This is a genomic window from Paracoccus liaowanqingii (assembly GCF_004683865.2).
Classification (GTDB): Bacteria; Pseudomonadota; Alphaproteobacteria; order Rhodobacterales; family Rhodobacteraceae; genus Paracoccus; species Paracoccus liaowanqingii.
The window spans coordinates 59,689-78,347 of sequence record NZ_CP040762.1 but is presented as its reverse complement, the minus strand read 5'-3'; the positions used below and the strand labels follow the sequence as shown (position 1 = coordinate 78,347).

Sequence of the window (18,659 nt, the reverse complement as noted above, 5' to 3'; positions counted from 1 at the left end):
GGGCGACGTCGCTCGCCTCCAGGGGGCCGAGGGGAAAACTGGTCGAAAACCCCGGACCATCTCTGTTTGAATTGCATAGGGATGGAACACCGTTCTGGCCCCGTATAATCCTTCACCGCCTCTTCATAGACTACTGAAGCACGATCCACCGGCAAGTAGCTAGCCGTCCGCGACGACGCACTGGCCGACACCTACCATGGTGAAAAAGCTAGGTTTGCCGGAATGTGTCATTGACGTAATAATTAGATGACAATGTGCTTTTGCCCGAGAGGGAGTTTAGCCATCAATATTTCATCCGTCGTCCCCGCCACGTTGCATCTTCATCCCTCCTTGCAAGGCATGGTCGTAGAAAGTGTACTTCGCAACGGTACTCGGCAGCAGGTGCTGCAAGTGCAACATAAAAATGACACTGCCTTCCTGAAGTGCTTCCTAGGCACCAATGCCGCCCAAAGACGAGAAGCAGCCAGCATGCGGCTTCGGCAAGCCGGCAAAGTCATGGACGGAGAGAACCAGGTTGTCCGCGCACTGGTCGAGCTTGCGGAGTGCAATGTTCTGATCATGAGCCAAGCCCCGGGCAGGCCGATGCGGGATATCTTCCTGACAGCCGATGCGGAACAGCGCCGAGCCATCGTGCAGCGTGCTGGTGAGTGGCTTGGGTGTTTGATCACCGGCCGCGAGAAGAGGGCCGTTCAGGCATGGAAATGGTATTTCAGTCTGTCCAAATTCGCCTCAAGGTATGCATCGGACCCGTCGATTAATACCCAGCTGCTGCGCAATCACCTTACCCTGATGGAGCGGACGACACGACAACTGCATCATCAACAGGTCGAGTTCGGCATATCTCATGGCGATTTTCATTCCGAGAATATCTTCATCGCAGAAGAAGGCGAAAGGCTGATCCTGACCGGGATTGATATGGAGATCGCAGACCCCATACCGGTAGCTCACGACCTCGCGCGCATGCTGGTATGGCTGCAAAGTGACATGACACCGGCGCCAGATCGCAAAAGTGGAATTGACCGGACGCTTTTCGATAGCTTGTGCGGGTCCCACGGCCCTATTTCCACCATCGAGCGACTGGCTATTCATTTTCATATCGGAAAGAACTTGCTGGAGTTTTATCTACGGCGCGGAGCGCGTCTTCCCGAGCTTCGGCCCAAGATGGAAATTGCAATGACATATTGGGCAAACTGCAAGGTCAACCGCTTGACGCTGAATGTCCGCAGGGATTCGTAGTATTTTGCTTCGGCGGCTATCTGGAAGCTAACGGTGTATTTTCCCAAGGCCAAGGCCATGCGCTGCCAGAAGGAACGGGGACACGCTATATTTGGAGAGAGAAATGAACCATAGACTACAGTCCCTTGCCGTTGCGAAAATCCTATCTGATCTGGACAAGAATAGAAGGGTCGCGATGGATGGAGAACAAAGAATGACAATCTCGGTCAGGCAGGTGGAGAAGTGGCGCGAGCACCTCATTGCAGGCTCTGACGCCCTTCGAGATCTTGAAGACCAAAAGACATTGGGGGATCAAACTCCAAAAGCATCGACCTTGACGTCGCGCCAAAACTGGTGGTGGCGATTCAGCCTTAAGTCATTTGGCTTCAGGTAATGGATTGCTGCAGATTTGCACAAACGCTGAAAGGTGGATCACCTTCTGCACTCCCCCAACCAACCTCATAATGTGCCTATCAGGCAAAAATGAGTGTCCAGTCTGCCCCACCCATGTTTGGACTTTTGATCACTGTTTCTGCCGGCATGGATATTTTGATCCGTTTCCAAGTCTGTTGCGTAAAGCCAGCTTCTCCACACGAGCGTGACGATATCCGCCACAGGGGGCGCAATAGTACAAGAGAGCCAAGGAATCTGTGGAACTAGCAAAGCAATCTGTGGTTGTATACTCGTAGCGCGACAATCTGTCGCTACGAGGAGAATGGAATGCGTGTACGTTTTATTGCCACTGTCGTGGCCGGTTTGACCTTGTCGACTGCAGCCATGGCCCAAACCTCTGCGACTGTGTCGACGGATTTGAACGTCCGCTCCGGCCCGGGTGTTTAGCATCCGGTCATCGGCGCGATCATGGTAGGGGAGGACGTGACTGTTCGCGGGTGCATCGACAGCGCGAATTGGTGCGAAGTTGCGTCGGGCAGCGTCGAGGGCTGGTCCTATGGCGACTACCTGAACGTGACTGCGGGCGAGGAAGTCGTATCGCTTTATCCGAACCGGGAGACGGTCGGCGTCGCGATCATTGAAGCACCTGCCGAGGATCCGACGACCGAACAAGACTCGGCCGTCGGCGGTTTGGGCGGAGCGGCCATGGGCGCACTTATCGGCGGACCTGTCGGTGCTCTGGCGGGTGCGGCGATCGGAAGCGTCGCTGGTGCGGAGGCTAACGTGGAGCCGACTTCAGAGGTCACGACCTATGTCACGTCAAATACGGTTGAGCCGGTTTACCTTGATGGTGAGGTCGTCTTAGGGGCTGGCGTTCCTGAGACAGTGACCCTCTACGACGTGCCCGAACAGCCTGATTACAGGTATGCTCAAATCAACGGTCAGACCGTTCTCGTAAACCCTACGGATCGCAACATTATCTATATTTACCGCTGATTTCGCACATTTAAACTGAGAGCAGCGCAAGGATTGCGCTGCTTTCGGCGTGATGGTTGAAAACTGTTTGATAACTTAGAGCACTAATACCCCGCATATTACCAAGTACCGTAAAAAAATTTAAACTGCAGTTTTGCGTTTGGCCGTCACTGCTTGCCGACCGTCCTAAATTCATAATAATACATCACTCAAGGCAAAAAATAGTAAGCACGAATCTTATTTGCCCGATTATCATTGCATAAAATTGTCTAGATTGAATGGTTCAACAATAGTAATTTCCTATTGTACTCTACATTATCCAACAGCTGTTTTGCGATCACAGATGATCTCAAACTGACCTCTTGCCTACTGAAGCTGACGCAATTCAGAAGTAAATAAATAGACGTTTGGTGGGTAATTAATGTCAGATCGAGGAAAAGTGGCATATTCAGGTCAGAGAGTTGCTGAGGAAAGCTCTGTCCCTCGATTGGCTAATTGGGCTGTCATCGGCATTTTTGTCATATTAGCGTTTGCAGCAATTGCTGAAGGTCGGGATTTCTTGATGCCTGTGACATTGGCAGCTTTGTTGTTTTTTGTCTTCACGCCTTTGCGCCGCTTAGCGCAGCGACGTGGAGTGCCTGATGTGCTCACCGCTACCGGCATCACGCTCTCGATACTGGCGAGCATGGCAGTAATTGGCTATGCAGCCAGCGGACCGCTTGGCCAGGCGATGAGCCGACTGCCGATCATCTCCTATCAGCTTGATCAGAAATTCGACAGCATCGGTGAAAGTCTGTCCGGGCTACGGGAGGCTGCCCGCACCATCGATACCGCTCAGGCTCCTGAAGCGGGTCCCGATCAGCCTGCAGCCATTCTGGTGGAACAAGAGCGGGAGACGACCCTCGGGATGGTCATGAAGACCGCGCCTTTGCTGCTGGGGCAGGTGGTGTTTACCATGATCCTGCTGTTCTTCATGATCGCGTCGGGCGATCTTCTTTATCTCAAGATCCTGCAGAGCTTCGACCGGCTCCGCGACAAGCGCGGGGCCTATTTGGCTCTGCGGGAGATTGAGGACTCGCTTGGCAACTACTTGGGTGCGATCACCATCATCAATATTGGCCTGGGTATTGCCGTTGGACTGGCCATGTGGGCGTGGGGGATGCCCGGCGCGCTTCTCTTCGGCCTTGGGGCCTTCCTGTTGAACTACATCCCCTACCTGGGCGCCATCACCGGCGTTGCCACTGCTGGACTTGTCGCGATCGTCGTCATGCCGGGGTTGTTCTGGCCGGCCATGGTGGCTCTGACCTATCTGGGACTTACAGCCTTGGAAGGGCAACTCATCACTCCATACTTCGTCTCTCGTAGACTGAAGATGAACACGGTGGTGGTGTTTCTGGCAGTCGCGCTCTGGGCATGGCTATGGTCGGTGATTGGTATGGTCATCGCGGTACCTGTACTGGTCGTGATGCGCGTCCTGGCAGATCATGTCCCGGGAGGGGAGAAGTTCGCCAATTTCCTCGCGGGGGATGCTCCCCCGACCTTGGGGGATGACGGTAGGACTGATGCCCAGGAGTTGGGCGCCGACGGCGCCGATGCTACGGACGTCTCCCCCGCGCGGGGAGAAGGAGCCCAACCTATGCGATAACCTCTGAGGTTGGCGCGGCTGAAGACTGCCTTTGATGGATTGGCCTTCAGCAAGTTCAGGCTGTATGCCTACCCTGAACGCTGACCTGCCTTGAAAAAAGCGCATGTTCATCGAGATCGCCGAGTACGGCTATGATAGGAAGATCACGCTCAACGCCTCCCTCATAAGATCGATCACAGTCCGACCGGCTCGGGGCAATACTGAACTTGCTCACATCCGAATGAACGATGCCCCCAAGGAGCTTGTTGTTAACGAGACCTATGCGGCATGGATCAACCAAATCCGTCAAACGGGGGCGCTCGTCATCTGCGTGAAGACTTGCTTTGTCCGCACCAAGCCTCACCAGGCGCAGCTCCTGACCGGCAGTAGCGCCAACCTCGTTCACGAGCGACGGCGAATTCATATCACTCGTCTGACGGCTGGTCAGAAGGTGCAAGATGATCCGAGACGTGGGTGGGCATTCTGCTGCACCTTTCCGCCGTCACGATCCGAAGCCCCGCGTGTTGCGGGGAGCAGCATCGAGGATCACCAGCTGGCCGTTGCGAATAGTTGCCACGGCCAAGCTGCGCTGAATGGTGCCGTCCCGCTGCAGCCGAAAAACCCCGCCAATGCCGGAAAAGCCCGCCCGCTGTGTCAGCCCACTAGTCGTCAATGCGTTACGCCGACCATCGCGGGCCAGAGAGGCGATGGCCGCCACCCCGTCATGGGCCAGCGATGCAAGCTGATGGGGCGCCTCGCCATGAGCTTGGATATAGCGCGCCTCGAACTGGCGCTGCAGGCTCTGGTCGGGAATGGCGAACCAGCCCTCGGCCAACTGCGGCATGCTCAACCGGTCGTTCGGCTGGTCCCACCGGGTCAGGCCCATCATCTGCATGCCCGGCGAGCGGACGCCCGCCGCTGCAAGGGTCTCAGTTAGATAAGGCAGTACGGCATGGGTGTTCGCAGTCATGAAGACGGCGTCAACCTGGTCCAAACCAGCGGCTTGCGCGATCCGGGGTGCCACGGCATTGATCCCGCGGATGGAAACAGGGTGGTTCACGCGGCCGGCCAAGTGAGCCCCTTTGCGCTTGATGGCGTTCTCGATTGCCCGACCGCCAAGCTGGCCTGCCACGTCATCCTCGGCGACAATCAGGATGTTGCGCTTGTCCTGCCGCGTGCCATAGCCCACCAGCCGATCCGCAATATTGTCAAAGCTGTTGCCCAAGATAAAAACATTGCCGCCAGAAATTTGTGTGTTGTTGGAAAAGGTCAATACATTGATGTTGCGCGGCATCATCGCGTTGCCGACGGCATTCGCGCTTTCGGCGAACAACGGGCCAAGGATGATCTGTGCGCCGGCGTCGACAGCTGCATTTGCCTGAGCCACGGCGGTTTCAGCCGATGCCGCCGTGTCGTAGATCCGAAGGTCGACACTGACGTCCTCAGCATCGCCCGCCGCCATGCGGGCGGCATTCTTCAAGCTTCGAGCCAGCCACTCTAAATCTGGGGAGCCGTTCCCCCCCGGCACCAGCAGCGCGACCCGCAGCGGCTCGGCAGGGTTGATCAGCTGGCCAATCTCGGGGCCGGAGGCGCGGTCGGTGGCCGCAGTCGTATCGCAAGCAGCAAGGAAGAGGGCAGAGATGATCGCCCCGGTCTTCAGGATGGCACGGTATGGGCCCGAGACTGTCGGGGTATTGGGGGAGGTAAGCATATTGAACTTCCTTGCTGCAAGCTATTGACGGTCGCGGCTGCTGGCTGGCTGCGTGTTATGCCCTGACTGGGAAATTTGGCCTTGGGCGGCGCCATATGCCGCACTCACATATCCAAGAGAACGCGCGGATCTCCCTAGGGTTGCCAAGAATAACCTGCAGCTGATTTTTGTAAGTTTGTGCGCAGAGCATGCAAGTTATTCGCTTCGCAGGGTGCGTGGAGTGCTGTCATGTGGAAAGTAGGCAATCGCCCTCCTTGCCATGCTCGGTTTGGCTCGGCGCCGACGCCTGCGGCGATCGCAGTGGCTGGTCTTTCATCAACTGTTCGTCGACACCGTGGTCGATTTGCGCCGCAAGCGCGACGTTTTGTGCCGACCAGCTTCGGGGCGTTTCGTTCGTCGGACTTACGCCACGCCACTGGCCTTATGGTTGCTCACTGTTCGGGCCGGGGCCAACACTTATGGAAAGATGCCAAGGCCCAGAAGCTCGCTTGGGTCTCCCTTCTCCTTTCCATTTCCGTGGAGCTAGAGCAGGACGCCGTGCTGAGAGGCGTTCCTTGGTTGCCAAAAATGGTGTCACTGTACTGATCCAGATCCTGGTCTTGCGTACCACCAATGTCCAAGCCTTGAGCGTCGCGCCTTTTGGCTGCCAGGTCTATACGGTTACCGTTCAGTTCACTCGGACTATTCAGGTCATCTCGATAGACAAAGCCTGAACTACCTTGGTAGCCGGAAATTTCATGGCGGGACATTGCCAGATAGGGGCTATCTGCGAGTGCCTCGGCACATTGCCCCGCCACAACAGTTCCGACGCAGCCAGCTTGCGCAGAGGCCGCAATAATCATGGTGACAGACACTGCTAACATATACTTAACCATATCTGCCTTCTCCCAAGCGTCGATGTTCAGATAGAGGGTGCGGCTCCACTTCTGCAATCATTAGATGAATTGATATTGGAATGATATCGCATAAGCTGTCTAAACATGGATCTGCAGGACTAAGTTGGGAGCTCAGCTTTTTCGGCCGAGGATCATCCTTGGCAGGGCTCGGTTGGCCTACCACCCGGATAGCCCGATCGTCTTGGACTGCGGTGTTGAAAATGGCGGTCCCGTCAAGGGACCGCCAGCAAGCCTTGGTTATCAGACCGATTAGTTGGAAGCAGTCTGCAAGAGATCGGTAATGCGACGGACCGATGCTCGTCGGTTTTCGCGAACGTCGCCTTCCTGCAGGATCCTCGGGAACTGCTCGCCATAACCCTGAACGACCATGTTCTCCGGCGGAACCTGGAAGTACTCACTCAAGGCCAGCGCAACGGACTCGGCGCGACGGTCTGACAAGGCGAGGTTGGCCGCGGGGTCACCTACGGTGTCCGTATGCCCCTCGACCAAAAAAATCTCGTTCGGATTACTATCGATCGCGTCGCGGATGACGTTCCCCAGGGCTGTCAGCATCTTGGCTTGGTCAGCGTCAATGGCTGCTGAGTCTGTCTCGAACGTGACGGCATTAACGTCTACGGAAGCGACCAACGAACGAACCTCCGCGATGTCGCGGATTTGCGTTAGGCTGAAACGTCGGTCGACGGCCAATTCTCCCATAAGGGCATCGCGCAGTTGTGCTTCGTCCAGATCGGTAGTGGCGCCACCAAAGCTTTGGGCTGGGCTTGGCAGGCTTGCGACATCAACAGGCTCCACAACCGAGGTCTCGTCCAAGAGGATAGTTTGCGTGCCGTCAGCCGAGATCCGCGTGCGGCGCAGGACGCGCAGATCGGCATCTCGGATCGTTACGACGCGGCTGCCATCCGAGCGCATAACGACGGTGCGCGAAGATCCGTCATCGAAGTTCTCGGTTGCAACGGTTGAGCCCGGCTGGCGCAGCAAAGCGACGTCATCCTTGATCAGTTGCTGGGTGCCATCGGGACGTGTCACGACGATACGGTCAGAGGTCGACAGCGCGACCTGGCGGTTGTTGCTCAGCATTGCACCCACAGCCACACCGCCCAGGCCCAGCAGAATAGCCTTGGTCAAATCATTGCTGTCGTCATTGTCGCTGGAACGCTCCTGACTGCCGTCGATCGAGGTGGCCTGTTGCAGAGTGGTGGCGAAATCCTCGTTGGACGAGCGACTGTTTTCTTCGGTTACCTCTTCCTCGACAATCTCGGCGCTGGCCGAATCGTCCAACGCGGCCGCGGTGGGTGCGTCGCTGACCTCGGTAGTGGCCTCCGGTGCCACATCTGTATCGGTTGCATCCGACCCGACCGCGGCTTCGCCTTGGGTCGCAGTTTCAGTCGCGTCGGCCCCGGTAGCAGTTGTCGTCGCCGTATCAGCACCGGACATGTCGGCTTCGGCTTCAGCTCCGACAGGAGAGGTCGTTGTCGTTTCCGTTAAAGCAGCCTCAGCGCTGGTCGATGTCGTGGCTTCGACTGAGCTATCAGGCTCCGGAGCGGACATTTCCGCTTCTGACGCCGCCCCGCTCGCCTCGGGAGTGGTCCCCTCGACGCCGACTTGCTCCGCAGCCATTGCCTCGTCCAGCGCCGCCTCGTTGCCGGCGGCGTCGGCGTCGGCGGTAGCTTCCGCCCCCGCCGCATCGGAAGTGGCTTGCGCGCCTGTTGCAGTCGTCTCAGCCGAAGTCGCTTCAGCGGTGGTCGACGTGGTGGCGTCGATCGCGCTATCGGTATCCGTGGCGGTCATTTCCGCTTCCGACAAAGCTCCGGTCGTTTCAGTTGTAGCACCCTCGGTACCGTCTTGCTCCGCAGCCATGGCCTCGTCCAGCGCCGCTTCATTTCCTGCGGGGTCGGCTTCGGAAGTCGCTTCAGCAGCTGTCTCGGAAGTGGCCTCCACATCTGCTGCAGTCGTTTGGGCCTCGGCGGCTGTCGTCGCGGCTGCAGGCCCTGCATCGACAGCGTCATCAGAGCTTGTCTCGGCAGCGGTCTCGCCGTCAACAGGCGCGGCATCCGATTTGGTTGCCTCAGTCGCAGTGGTTTGCGGTGCGTCTGCTGCGGAGGGCTGCACCACCTGTGCATCGCCATCAGCTGCCGTCTGAGCTGCTGCCATGTGTGGGGCCAGCAAGGAGAGGCAGGCTGCGATGGCAGTCGTGTTCTGGAAGATCCTGCGCATATCTGTTCCTTCGTTACAACTTAAGGTAGTGCGAGAACAGAACAAGATGGCCACGAAAAGGTTCCAGATAAGTCCGGACGCCTACACCGACTCGCGGTTTGCGTTACTGCTCGAGACCTCGTCGAAGCAGCTGTCATAACCACCAAGTTCATCTTTGGGTTGCAATAGGCTTGCCACGGTAGATCGTCCATCTGCGCCCAGGCCTAACCAGGCATGGAAATAGCCATCACTTTACTCAGGCATGCGGAGCTAACATGAAGCATCGTGACTATCGGAAGATGTTTTTGGCAGCGGGCATGCCGGAGGATCAGGTCGACGCGGTCCTCGATCATTTCCATGCCGACGGCGGAGCCGCGGACATCACCTCGGCGGCCGAGTATGAGACGGCGAAGTCAATCTATGCCGTAATGGATGCCTCTGTCACTTCCGGGGATTTCCATAGCCCTGTAGCGCGCTATCTTATCTCCCTCGGTGTTCGGATCGTGGCCTGGGAGGACCAGGCGGCGTGAAGGCCCAGTCCAATCCCCGGCCTGTGCTATGGTGGGCGACGGTCGGATTGCTGCGGCAGTTGCCTTCCCGGACAGTTGTCCAGCGACACCCAGTGTTACGAGCTAAGGCGACATGCAGGGTTACGAGCTGTTGTGCGACGCAGCGGGCTCGGGGGCGCGCTGATCGCCACGGGTCAGAGCGCGCGCCGCGGGCCGGCGGTCATTGCGTGTTGATGGCGTGGATCAGCCCTTCAGGGCGTCTTCGAGATCGCGGAGCTGGTAGCTGCGGCCCTGTATGTTAAGGACGTGGGTATGGTCAAGCAGCTGGCCGAGGATTGCGGTGGATCTCCGGCCAGTCCGGCCGAGCCGCGACGAGACGGTTGGGGCCGCCGTGTTCAGCGACAACCATCTTGGCCGGTCGGATGAAACAGCAGCGCCTCCAACGCCGCGTCCGTCATCTCCGCCGCAAGGGGCCACATCAGACCGGCGCGCTCGATCTGCTTGAGATAATCGCACGTCGTGCTCTGCTCGACGCCGAGGCTTTCAGCAATCTTCCGCGTCGACAATCCGCTGGCATGCAGCCGCAGTGCTAGTCTGATTTTCCTCATCGTCAGTCTCGTCATGGGGCTGCCCGCTCTCTTTAACAGAGCAAGCGTAGCCCGCCGCAGGACTGCCCAGCAGCGTCAGAACCTCCCCCGACAGGGTGACCGGATGCCCCGGAATGGCTGACCGGGTCTGATTGGAGTGCGTGACCGAATTAAATCGGAATCCCCGACCGGATCACGCCGGAATGCGCAGATGCTACCCGGTGGATGCCCGTACAGCTTGCATATCGCCCTGCTAGACGCGTCCTTGCCGTTGCAGCGTTCTCACCTGTTCAGCCGTCAGATAGCCGCTTTCCGCCATGCCGTTGTCACCCTGCCACCGGCCAATGGCCTTCCGGCTCGCCGACCCGAAGACACCGTCTAAGCGCCCCGTTAGATAGCCCAGCCTCACAAGTTGTTGCTGAATTTCCACGCGCTCGGTCGGGGTTAGCCCAAGCAGTTGCTCATCGATCGCCGCGGCTCGGCTTGACGTCGCGCCTGTGTCACGTGCCGCGGCAGCGGTCTGCAGCGATCTGATTTGAGAGGCAGTGACGTAGCCTGTTACACTCTCGCCTCCACTGCGCTGCCATAACTGAATTGCTTCCCGCGTCCCGGCGCCGAACAAGCCGTCCACGCCCTTCGGATCATAGCCCAGGGTCATCAAATCGCGTTGGATCTGCACACGTTGGTTCCGCGTCAGCCCAAGCTCCAGTTCCACCTGTGCGGCCGACGAGGCCGAGTTGTTGAGGCCAGCCGTCGGTGCCTCGGGGGTTCTACCACCCTCAAGCAGGACGCGAGATTGATTGGCATTCAGATAGCCGGTGACCGAAAGCCGGCGGGATTTCTGCCATCCCGCTATCGCTTGGCGTGTGCCTGCGCCGAAATCGCCATCGATGCCCGATCTGTAATGACCGAGTGCTGCCAGTCGTCGCTGGATGATCATCCGGTTCGCCTGCGTCAGACCCAACTGGGCTTCGGCTCGCGCCGCGTTGCTACCTGTCGACGTGCCGGCTTCCAGATTGGACAGCCGTTGTCGTGCGTCTCTCGCGTGCGCCCCATCGGGATAGGTGTTCAGGTACTGCCGGTAGGCTGCCGCGGATCCGTTTTCCACCACCCCTTTCCACAGCGCGCCCTCCTGCGCGACCTGTTGTTGCTCAAGGAGGGTTCTCGCGATGGTACCGACCATTTCTCCAAGGTCAGGGTCGGCCCGAGCCATATGGCTGGTAAATACGATCGCACTCGCGATCATCAACGGCAAACAAAGTCGTTTCATTCGTCGGTTCTCCGTTTACGCATGTGGGGCGAAACCGCCCCATCTCTCTGATCCGTCACGCCAGTTCCTGAAAACACTCTTACGTTGTAACGCCGCAAAGGCGCGAATTATTCGCTAAAGCAGCGTCACGAATTGGTCAGCCTTCGGGTTCGCGGAAAGGGACGGATCCGACAGGCCTATCCTGCCGATTTCGATTGCCGGTGCGGCAAATGACAACGATCCGATCGGACCAGCTTAAACAGAGGGCGCGTCGGTATCACTTGGAAGACGGTAGCAGGCATTTTAATGGCGGGATGCAAAACGGGAGGCGTTTAGGTCGACAGTACCGGCGGTAGCTCGTGTGGTTACCTTTGGATCACAACGAGAGCTACTTGTTCTATCCCGGATGATCACATAGACCCTCGCCGGACCGCGTTCTTCGTGGCAAGATCGATCCTGGGCGAGTTTCGGGACGGGAGGCGAGGATGCTGATCTCTCTTCACAAGCAGGCAGCGACGACACCGAAGATGCGAGCCGCGATCCAAGCGAGCACTGAGCCGGCCTGGAGGGTGGCGGAGCGCTACGGCATCTCCCTGCAGACCGTCTGGAAGTGGCGGAGCCGGGACAATGTCCATGACCGATCCCACACCCCCCACAGGCTATAGTCGAGGCTCACGCCGGCACAGGAAGCTGTGGCACTGCGCAAGTCGCTGCTGCTGCCGCTGGATGACCTGCTGTCGGTGGTGCGGGAGTTCCTGAACCCGCACGTCTCGCGCTCTGGGCTGGACCGCTGCCTGCGCTGGCATGGCGTGGGCAATCTGCGCGCTTTGAAGCCTGCCTTGCCACGACCTGCGTACGGGGCCTTCAAGGCTTACGAGCCGGGCTACGTGCATGTCGACGTGAAATATCTGCCGCAGATGGCCGACGAGAGCCGCCGCCGGTATCTGTTCGTCGCCATCGACCGCGCCACGCGGTGGGTCTTTGTGCGCATCTACCCGGCGAAAACCGCTGCCAACGCCCGCCGGTTGTCTCGCGCGATCTGGAACGCGCTGCGCCGATGACGATCACCCGCGTGCTGACCGACAACGGCAAGGAGTTCACCGATCGCCTGTTCGGACTTCGCCGCCGGGGCCCTACCGGCAACCACGATTTCGACCGCCTCTGCGCCGACCTCGGCATCGAGCACCGCCTGGCCCCGCCCCTGCACCCGCAGACCAACGGCATGGTCGAACGCTTCAACGGCCGGATCGAGGACGTCCTGCAGAGCCACCGCTTCCGCAGCGGCGAGGATCTCGAACAGACCATCCTGCGCTACGTCCGGCTCTACAACGGTCAGCTTCCGCAATCGGTGCTGAAGGGCCGAACGCCCATCGATGCGCTCAAGGACTGGCAGAAACAACGGCCGGACCTGTTCAGGAAGCGGCCCTACAATCACGCGGGATGTGACAGCTACTCTTGCAAGATTTGCGAATAGCACGAGATCGAGTCATAATTCTTTGCCCTATAGATCGCGACACGCATGAGCGATGCGGTGACTTCTTCCTCAACGCAATCATCCTCGCCACCATCATCATTTCCGGGATATGAAACTTATAAGGGTGGGCCCTAGTGTTCTGCACCTGACATAGGATTCCCGGCCGCGGTCCGCTGTGGCATGGTCGGTGGATGAGAAGCTCCGACATCTGCCTTTACCTTGGCCCCACCGACCGCGCTGAGCTTCGAGCTTTAGTGAGCAACCGCACCACGCCGCGCAAGCTTGCCTGGCGGGCCGAGATCGTGCTGGCGACAGCGGATGGTCAGGGAACCGTCGAGATCATGCGGCGGACGGCCATGTCGAAGCCGACGGTCTGGCGCTGGCAGGCGCGGTATCTTGATGAAGGCGTGCCGGGGCTCAAGCGGGACAAGACGCGGCCGTCGCGGGTGCCGCCCCTGCCCAGGGAGGTTCGGCTGAAGGTGATCGCCAAGACGGTGCAGGAAACGCCGCCCAATGCCACGCACTGGAGCCGAGCTACGATGGCCGAGGCGGTGGGCATATCGCCCTCGAGCGTGGGGCGCATATGGGCGGATGCGGGGCTGAAGCCGCATATCGTCAAGGGGTTCAAGGTCTCGAACGACCCGATGTTCGAGGCGAAGGTGACCGAGATCGTCGGGCTCTATCTCGACCCGCCGGAAAGGGCCGTCGTGCTGTGCGTCGATGAAAAATCCCAGATCCAGGCGCTGGACCGGACCCAGCCCGGCCTGCCGCTGAAGAAGTGACGCGCAGCGACCATGACCCACGACTACAAGCGCCATGGCACCACCACGCTCTTCGCCGCGCTGGACGTCAAGTCGGGCGTGGTCATCGGCGACTGCATGCCGCGCCACCGCGCAAAGGAATTCCTGACCTTCCTGCGCAGGATCGACCGGGCGGTGAAGAAACCCCGCGACATCCATCTCGTGCTCGACAACTACGCCACCCACAAGACGCCCGAGGTGCTGGCCTGGCTGGAGAAGCACCCGCGCTTCAAGCTGCATTTCACGCCCACCAGCGCGTCGTGGCTGAACCTGGTCCAGCGCTTCTTCGCCGAGATCACCGCAAAGCGCATCCGGCGGGGCAGCTACTCCAGCGTCGTCGATCTCGAGGACACGATCTACGACTACCTGCTGCAGCACAACGCCAAGCCGAAGCCCTTCGTCTGGAGCAAGACCGCCGAAGACATCATCACCCGCGAACGCCGCGCGCTCGATGCCCTCGATGATATCAGGGGAAATCGGTAGCAAGTGTCAGACTCGGACCACTAGCTGGGACCTATGACCCAGCAAGGGAACCGATGCAGCAACCAAAGGTTGTGCAGTAAGCGACCGGAATGTCGGGCGCTTTGGAGGATCAAGAGATGCAAAAACGCTTTGTCGCCACGGTGCTGATCAGCATGTCCCTGGTACCTGCAGCTATGGCCCAGACATCCGCGACGGTGTCGACCGATCTGAATGTCCGGTCGGGTCCGGGTGTTCAGCATCCGGTCATCGGCGCCATCATGGTGGGCGAGGACGTGAGCGTTCTTGGCTGCATCGATAGCGCTAACTGGTGCCAGGTCGCCTCTGGCGCTGTGGAAGGTTGGGCTTACGGGGACTACCTGAATGTGACCGCAGGCGATGAGGTGGTATCGCTGTATCCTAACCGCCAGACTGTCGGCGTGACGATCATCGAAGCGCCGGCGGAGGATCCAACTACCGGGCAGGATGCGGCTGTTGGCGGATTGAGTGGTGCGGCCATGGGCGCATTGATCGCAGGACCCGTCGGCGCCTTGGCCGGCGCGGCGATCGGATCCGTCGCCGGTGCCGAAGCAAACGCGGAGCCGACCACGGAAGTGACGACCTATGTCACGTCCAACACGGTAGAGCCTGTCTATCTCGACGGGGAGGTGGTGATTGGTGCGGGCGTTCCGGACGAGGTGACCCTGTACGAGGTCCCCGAGCAGCCCGCCTACCGCTACGCCCAGATCAACGGTCAGACGGTGCTCATCAATCCCGAAAACCGGACTGTTATGTATATCTATCGGTGAAAGACAGCCAGACCCACGGGGCAGCGCATGAATTGCGCTGCCCCTTTTTACGTGCATGGGAACCACTTCCTGTTCCAGCCATATCTGACTTGCGTCATGTGAAAACCCCCGCAGCGCCGGGACGCGGGGGTTTTCTTATGATTGAACCTTTGCCTGACGGATATCAGCCGTTGCTGTCCGATCCGCCATCCGAATCACCACTGTCGGAACCACCGTCCGAGCCGCTACCGGAACCGCCGTCTGAATTGCTGCCATCCGAGCCACCATCCGCCTCGCTCCCGCTGGACCCATCCGAGCCACCGTTGGCCCCGCCATCGGTACCATCGCCCGCATCCGAACCACCATCGGCGCCGGCATTACCATCATCACCCGCGCCGTCATCGCCTCCTGGGGTATCGGAGGCATCGTTATCGTCACCTTCATCCGAAGTGCCGGCCGCTGCCTGGCTACCATCGTCACCTGCCGACGATCCTTCGGGTTCCGCACGGGTCTCCACCCCATCAACCGAAACAAGGCGGCCGTTGGCTGTACTATAGACCAGCTCGGTTGGTATACCTGCACGCTGTGCGGTGACGGTCAGAATTGGTCCTTCGCGTTGGATGAAAATATCAGAATATCCCTGATCGGACAGGGTTTCCGCGATCGCCTCATAGTTCTCGATGCTTTCAAGGGGCGGGTAATCACCCTCGGCGACGAACCCCCCCGAAGGAGATTCCTCTAGCGCGCTGTCGGGAACAATCACCGTCGAACCCTGTAGGGTCTTGATCTGCGTAGTTTGGGCAATGGCTGTGGTGGCCATCAGGCTGGAGGCGACGATCTGGCCGCCCACCAATAGGGCCTTGAACGGACTCTTTAACATTGTGCGTCTCCTATTGCGTGTCTGAAACAACAAAGCACGCCGGCCTCTGCAAAATTCTACCGAATTCAACTTATACGGGTAATTTTGTAAAGCGGAAGAATATGTCGACCCTACTGACAAAAAAGTTTCAGATCGAAGGTAAGTAAGCCTGCGGTGAGGGCCGTCTGCTCTGATTGAGCAAATAGTCTTAAGGCATTGCCTTATGTCATACGCTTCAGTTGTTTCACCAATCGAGATCTTCGCCGCCGATGAGGTTGGCCGTCGTCGGCACTGGACTGACGAGGATAAGATCCGGATCGTCGAGGAGAGCCTGCGCGGTTTCCGGCAAGGTTCGGCGACGGCACGCCGGTATGGGATTTCGCGGTCGCTGCTTTCGATCTGGCGGCGTGAGTATCGCAGCGGGACGCTTGGCGCGCCGGAGGCTGGCGGGGGTTTCGTGCCATTGGTGATGGCGGGCGCCCCGCCTGCGCCAGCGGAGCGGCCTTCGCGGGAAGTCGATGATGCCCGGATCGACATCACGCTGACGAACGGACGTCGCATGACGATCCCTGTTTCACTGGCCGCTTCGCATCTGGCGGCGCTGCTGGCCGTGCTGGACCCGCGATGATCGCTTTTCCGGCGGGGGCGCGCGTGTGGATCGCGGGCGGGGTGACGGACATGCGGTGCGGGATGAACAGCCTGGCACTGAAGGTCCAGCAGGGGCTCGGCCGCGATCCGCATGGTGGTGAGATTTTCTGCTTCCGGGGGCGCAAGGGCGACCTGATCAAGATCCTCTGGCACGACGGCGTCGGCATGTCGCTGTATCTGAAGCGGCTGGAGGCGGGGAAGTTCATCTGGCCGGTGAGCCAGAATGGCTCGGCCGTTCCGGTCTCGGCGGCGCAGCTCGGCTATCTTCTGGAAGGAATTGACTGGCGCAATCCGCGCTGGACACAGAGGCCAGCATCAGCGGGTTGATAGCCTCAATTCCCTTGTTTTATTGGACTATTCCGGTGTTATGTGGTAGATCTTCGGCATGTCGGAGACCGCCCCGGAGATTGCTGTTTTGCGCGCTGCCCTTGCTGCGGCGGAAGCCCGCGCGTTTGCCGCAGAGGGCGCATTGGTAGCCGCTAAGGACGAACTGACCCAAGTTCAGGCGATCGTCTCAGCCTCCGAAGACATGATCCGGCACCTTCGACTGCAGATCGCCAAACTCCGCCGCGAGCAATATGGCTATGGCGCCGAACGTCATGCCCGGCTGATCGAGCAACTGGAGATGCAGCTCGAGGACATCGAGACCGACATTGCCGATGACCGGGCCAAAGCGGAGGCAACGGCCCCGGGGGCGATGGTCGCGGCCTTCGAACGTCGCCGCCCCGCCCGCAAGCCGTTCCCCGAGCATCTGCCACGCGAGCGCGTCGTGGTTGAGGCGCCGACATCTTGCACCTGCTGTGGTTCGGCGCGCATCGTGAAGATGGGCGAAGACATCACCGAGACGCTGGAGGTCATTCCCCGGCAGTGGAAGGTCGTGCAGACCGTCCGCGAGAAGTTCACCTGCCGGAATTGCGAGCGGATCAGCCAGCCGCCAGCACCCTTCCATCCCACGCCTCGGGGCTGGGCTGGTCCCAATTTTCTGGCGATGGTGCTGTTCGAGAAGTTCGGCCAGCACCAACCGCTGAACAGGCAGGCCGAGCGTTATGCCAAAGAGGGTGTCGAGATCAGCCTTTCGACCCTGGCCGATCAGGTCGGGGCCTGTGCCGTGGCGCTGCAGCCCATCCACGATCTGATCCGCACCCATGTCCTCGGCGCCGAACGATTGCATGCCGACGACACGACTGTGCCACTCCTGGCCAAAGGCGGCACGCAAACCGCCCGGCTCTGGACCTATCTGCGTGATGACCGGCCTTTCGCGGGCGGCGCACCCCCGGCAGCGCTCTATCACTTCTCGACAGACCGCAGGAAGGAACATCCTACCCGGCATTTGACGGGCTGGACCGGCATCCTGCAAGCTGACGCCTATGGCGGTTACAACGATCTCTATCGCCATGATCACAAGCCCGCCCCGGTGCTGAGCGCGCTGTGCTGGTCGCATGCCCGGCGCAAGTTCTTCGAACTGGCGGATATCAAAGCAACGGCCCGCAAGGGCAAAAAGGTTGCCGAGGAGATCTCGCCCATTGCGCTGGAAGCCGTCAAACGCTTCGATGCCATCTTCGATATCGAGCGCGAGATCAACGGCCTGACCGCCGAGGTCCGCCATGACGCCCGCCAAAAGCTGGTGCGCCCGATGATCGAGGATCTGCACGACTGGCTGCGATCCGAGCGCGCCCGGATGTCGAAGCACAACCCCGTCGCCAAGGCGATCAACTACATGTTCGAGGAAGACGGTCGTTGGGAAACCTTCACCCGCTTCCTTGACGACGGCCGCATCTGCCTCTCAAACAATGCGGCCGAACGCGCGCTGCGCGGCATTGCCCTCGGCCGCAAGGCCTGGCTCTTCGCCGGATCGCCCCGCGGTGGCGACCGCGCCGCTTTCATGTATTCTCTGATCGTCACCGCCAAGATGAATGACGTCGACCCTCAGGCATGGCTTGCCGACGTCCTCGGTCGGTTGCCTGACATGCCTCTCTCGCGCCTGCCGGAACTGCTCCCTTGGAACTGGAAGATCCGGCACATGGCCGCAGCGGCATAGTAATGCAGTTGAACAAGGTGCATTCCATCAAGACCATCGACCGGGTCGCCGCCGAGCTGGGCGAAGCCGTAGAAAGGCTTCATGATCTCGCCATCGGCATGGAGCCCGAAGATGGCATAATCTGGGTCTACGGCACTACCGAGGTCGAGGTGCTCGCCTTCACTCCGTTCGGTGTCGAAAACCTGCTCGAGATGATCGCCATGGAACGCGACCATCAGATCTGACGTCACAGCGGCCTTCA

The 18,659-nt window shown here is 59.5% G+C and carries 15 protein-coding genes and 2 pseudogenes; 11 read left to right on the top strand and 6 right to left on the bottom strand.

Features of this window, described 5'->3' with window-relative positions; translation table 11 throughout:
- Positions 1-246 precede the first annotated feature (246 nt).
- The 3 genes from E4191_RS18970 to E4191_RS18960 all read left to right on the top strand — a co-directional run bounded on the left by E4191_RS18970 (position 247) and on the right by E4191_RS18960 (position 4,228).
- A complete protein-coding gene (locus E4191_RS18970) occupies positions 247-1,236 on the top strand; it encodes a phosphotransferase (protein WP_139615984.1) in 990 nt (329 codons plus the stop codon).
- 855 nt (positions 1,237-2,091) lie between these two features.
- Complete coding sequence (locus E4191_RS18965; protein WP_228461859.1) at positions 2,092-2,604, top strand: DUF1236 domain-containing protein; 513 nt, start codon at positions 2,092-2,094, stop codon at positions 2,602-2,604.
- 400 nt (positions 2,605-3,004) lie between these two features.
- Positions 3,005-4,228 (top strand): AI-2E family transporter, encoded by a 1,224-nt coding sequence (locus E4191_RS18960; RefSeq protein WP_139615983.1) that lies wholly within the window; start codon positions 3,005-3,007, stop codon positions 4,226-4,228.
- A 481-nt stretch (positions 4,229-4,709) separates the two neighbouring features.
- On the opposite strand, the gene E4191_RS18955 is transcribed toward E4191_RS18960, so the two are convergent.
- The 3 genes from E4191_RS18955 to E4191_RS18945 form a co-directional block, all read right to left on the bottom strand.
- Positions 4,710-5,918 carry a penicillin-binding protein activator gene (locus E4191_RS18955; RefSeq protein ID WP_139615982.1) on the bottom strand — a complete coding sequence of 403 codons (1,209 nt, stop codon included), beginning with the start codon at positions 5,916-5,918 and terminating at the stop codon, positions 4,710-4,712.
- Positions 5,919-6,349: 431 nt separating this feature from the next.
- Entirely contained in the window at positions 6,350-6,850 is a 501-nt protein-coding gene (locus E4191_RS18950; RefSeq protein ID WP_139615981.1) for a hypothetical protein, read from the bottom strand.
- A 213-nt stretch (positions 6,851-7,063) separates the two neighbouring features.
- Positions 7,064-9,028, bottom strand: coding sequence for an OmpA family protein (locus E4191_RS18945; RefSeq protein WP_139615980.1), 1,965 nt, complete (start codon positions 9,026-9,028; stop codon positions 7,064-7,066).
- Positions 9,029-9,282: 254 nt separating this feature from the next.
- On the opposite strand from E4191_RS18945, the gene E4191_RS18940 reads away from it, so the two are divergent.
- On the top strand, positions 9,283-9,537 hold the full coding sequence (locus E4191_RS18940; protein WP_139615979.1) for a hypothetical protein: 255 nt from the start codon (positions 9,283-9,285) through the stop codon (positions 9,535-9,537).
- Between the two features lie 374 nt (positions 9,538-9,911).
- Here E4191_RS18940 and E4191_RS18935 read toward each other — a convergent pair whose 3' ends face one another.
- Positions 9,912-10,139, bottom strand: coding sequence for a helix-turn-helix domain-containing protein (locus tag E4191_RS18935; protein WP_139615978.1), 228 nt, complete (start codon positions 10,137-10,139; stop codon positions 9,912-9,914).
- Between the two features lie 217 nt (positions 10,140-10,356).
- Positions 10,357-11,373 carry a peptidoglycan-binding domain-containing protein gene (locus E4191_RS18930; protein ID WP_139615977.1) on the bottom strand — a complete coding sequence of 339 codons (1,017 nt, stop codon included), beginning with the start codon at positions 11,371-11,373 and terminating at the stop codon, positions 10,357-10,359.
- A gap of 464 nt (positions 11,374-11,837) precedes the next feature.
- Between E4191_RS18930 and E4191_RS18925 the strand changes: the two are divergent.
- The 3 genes and pseudogenes from E4191_RS18925 to E4191_RS18915 all read left to right on the top strand — a co-directional run bounded on the left by E4191_RS18925 (position 11,838) and on the right by E4191_RS18915 (position 14,894).
- Positions 11,838-12,826: pseudogene (locus E4191_RS18925) on the top strand (IS481 family transposase).
- Positions 12,827-13,017: 191 nt separating this feature from the next.
- A pseudogene (locus E4191_RS18920) lies at positions 13,018-14,109 on the top strand (IS630 family transposase).
- A gap of 116 nt (positions 14,110-14,225) precedes the next feature.
- The gene (locus E4191_RS18915) at positions 14,226-14,894 is read left to right on the top strand and encodes a DUF1236 domain-containing protein (RefSeq protein ID WP_139615976.1); all 669 of its coding nucleotides are present in this window, start codon (positions 14,226-14,228) and stop codon (positions 14,892-14,894) included.
- A 163-nt stretch (positions 14,895-15,057) separates the two neighbouring features.
- Here the strand turns inward: E4191_RS18915 and E4191_RS18910 are convergent, their stop codons facing one another.
- Positions 15,058-15,723: a hypothetical protein gene (locus E4191_RS18910; protein WP_139615975.1), complete on the bottom strand. Its 666-nt coding sequence runs from the start codon at positions 15,721-15,723 to the stop codon at positions 15,058-15,060.
- Between the two features lie 232 nt (positions 15,724-15,955).
- Here E4191_RS18910 and tnpA point away from each other — a divergent pair, with 232 nt between their 5' ends.
- The 4 genes from tnpA to E4191_RS18890 are packed head-to-tail and all read left to right on the top strand — an operon-like array spanning position 15,956 to position 18,642.
- Positions 15,956-16,360, top strand: a complete 405-nt coding sequence (gene tnpA, locus E4191_RS18905; RefSeq protein ID WP_139615974.1) for an IS66-like element accessory protein TnpA — start codon at positions 15,956-15,958, stop codon at positions 16,358-16,360.
- Entirely contained in the window at positions 16,357-16,707 is a 351-nt protein-coding gene (gene tnpB, locus E4191_RS18900) for an IS66 family insertion sequence element accessory protein TnpB (RefSeq protein ID WP_136887810.1), read from the top strand. The genes tnpA and tnpB overlap by 4 nt, the downstream gene beginning before the upstream one ends.
- Before the next feature lie 58 nt (positions 16,708-16,765).
- On the top strand, positions 16,766-18,418 hold the full coding sequence (tnpC, locus tag E4191_RS18895; protein ID WP_139615973.1) for an IS66 family transposase: 1,653 nt from the start codon (positions 16,766-16,768) through the stop codon (positions 18,416-18,418).
- Entirely contained in the window at positions 18,379-18,642 is a 264-nt protein-coding gene (locus E4191_RS18890; protein WP_246055085.1) for a hypothetical protein, read from the top strand. The genes tnpC and E4191_RS18890 overlap by 40 nt, the downstream gene beginning before the upstream one ends.
- Positions 18,643-18,659: the final 17 nt, after the last annotated feature.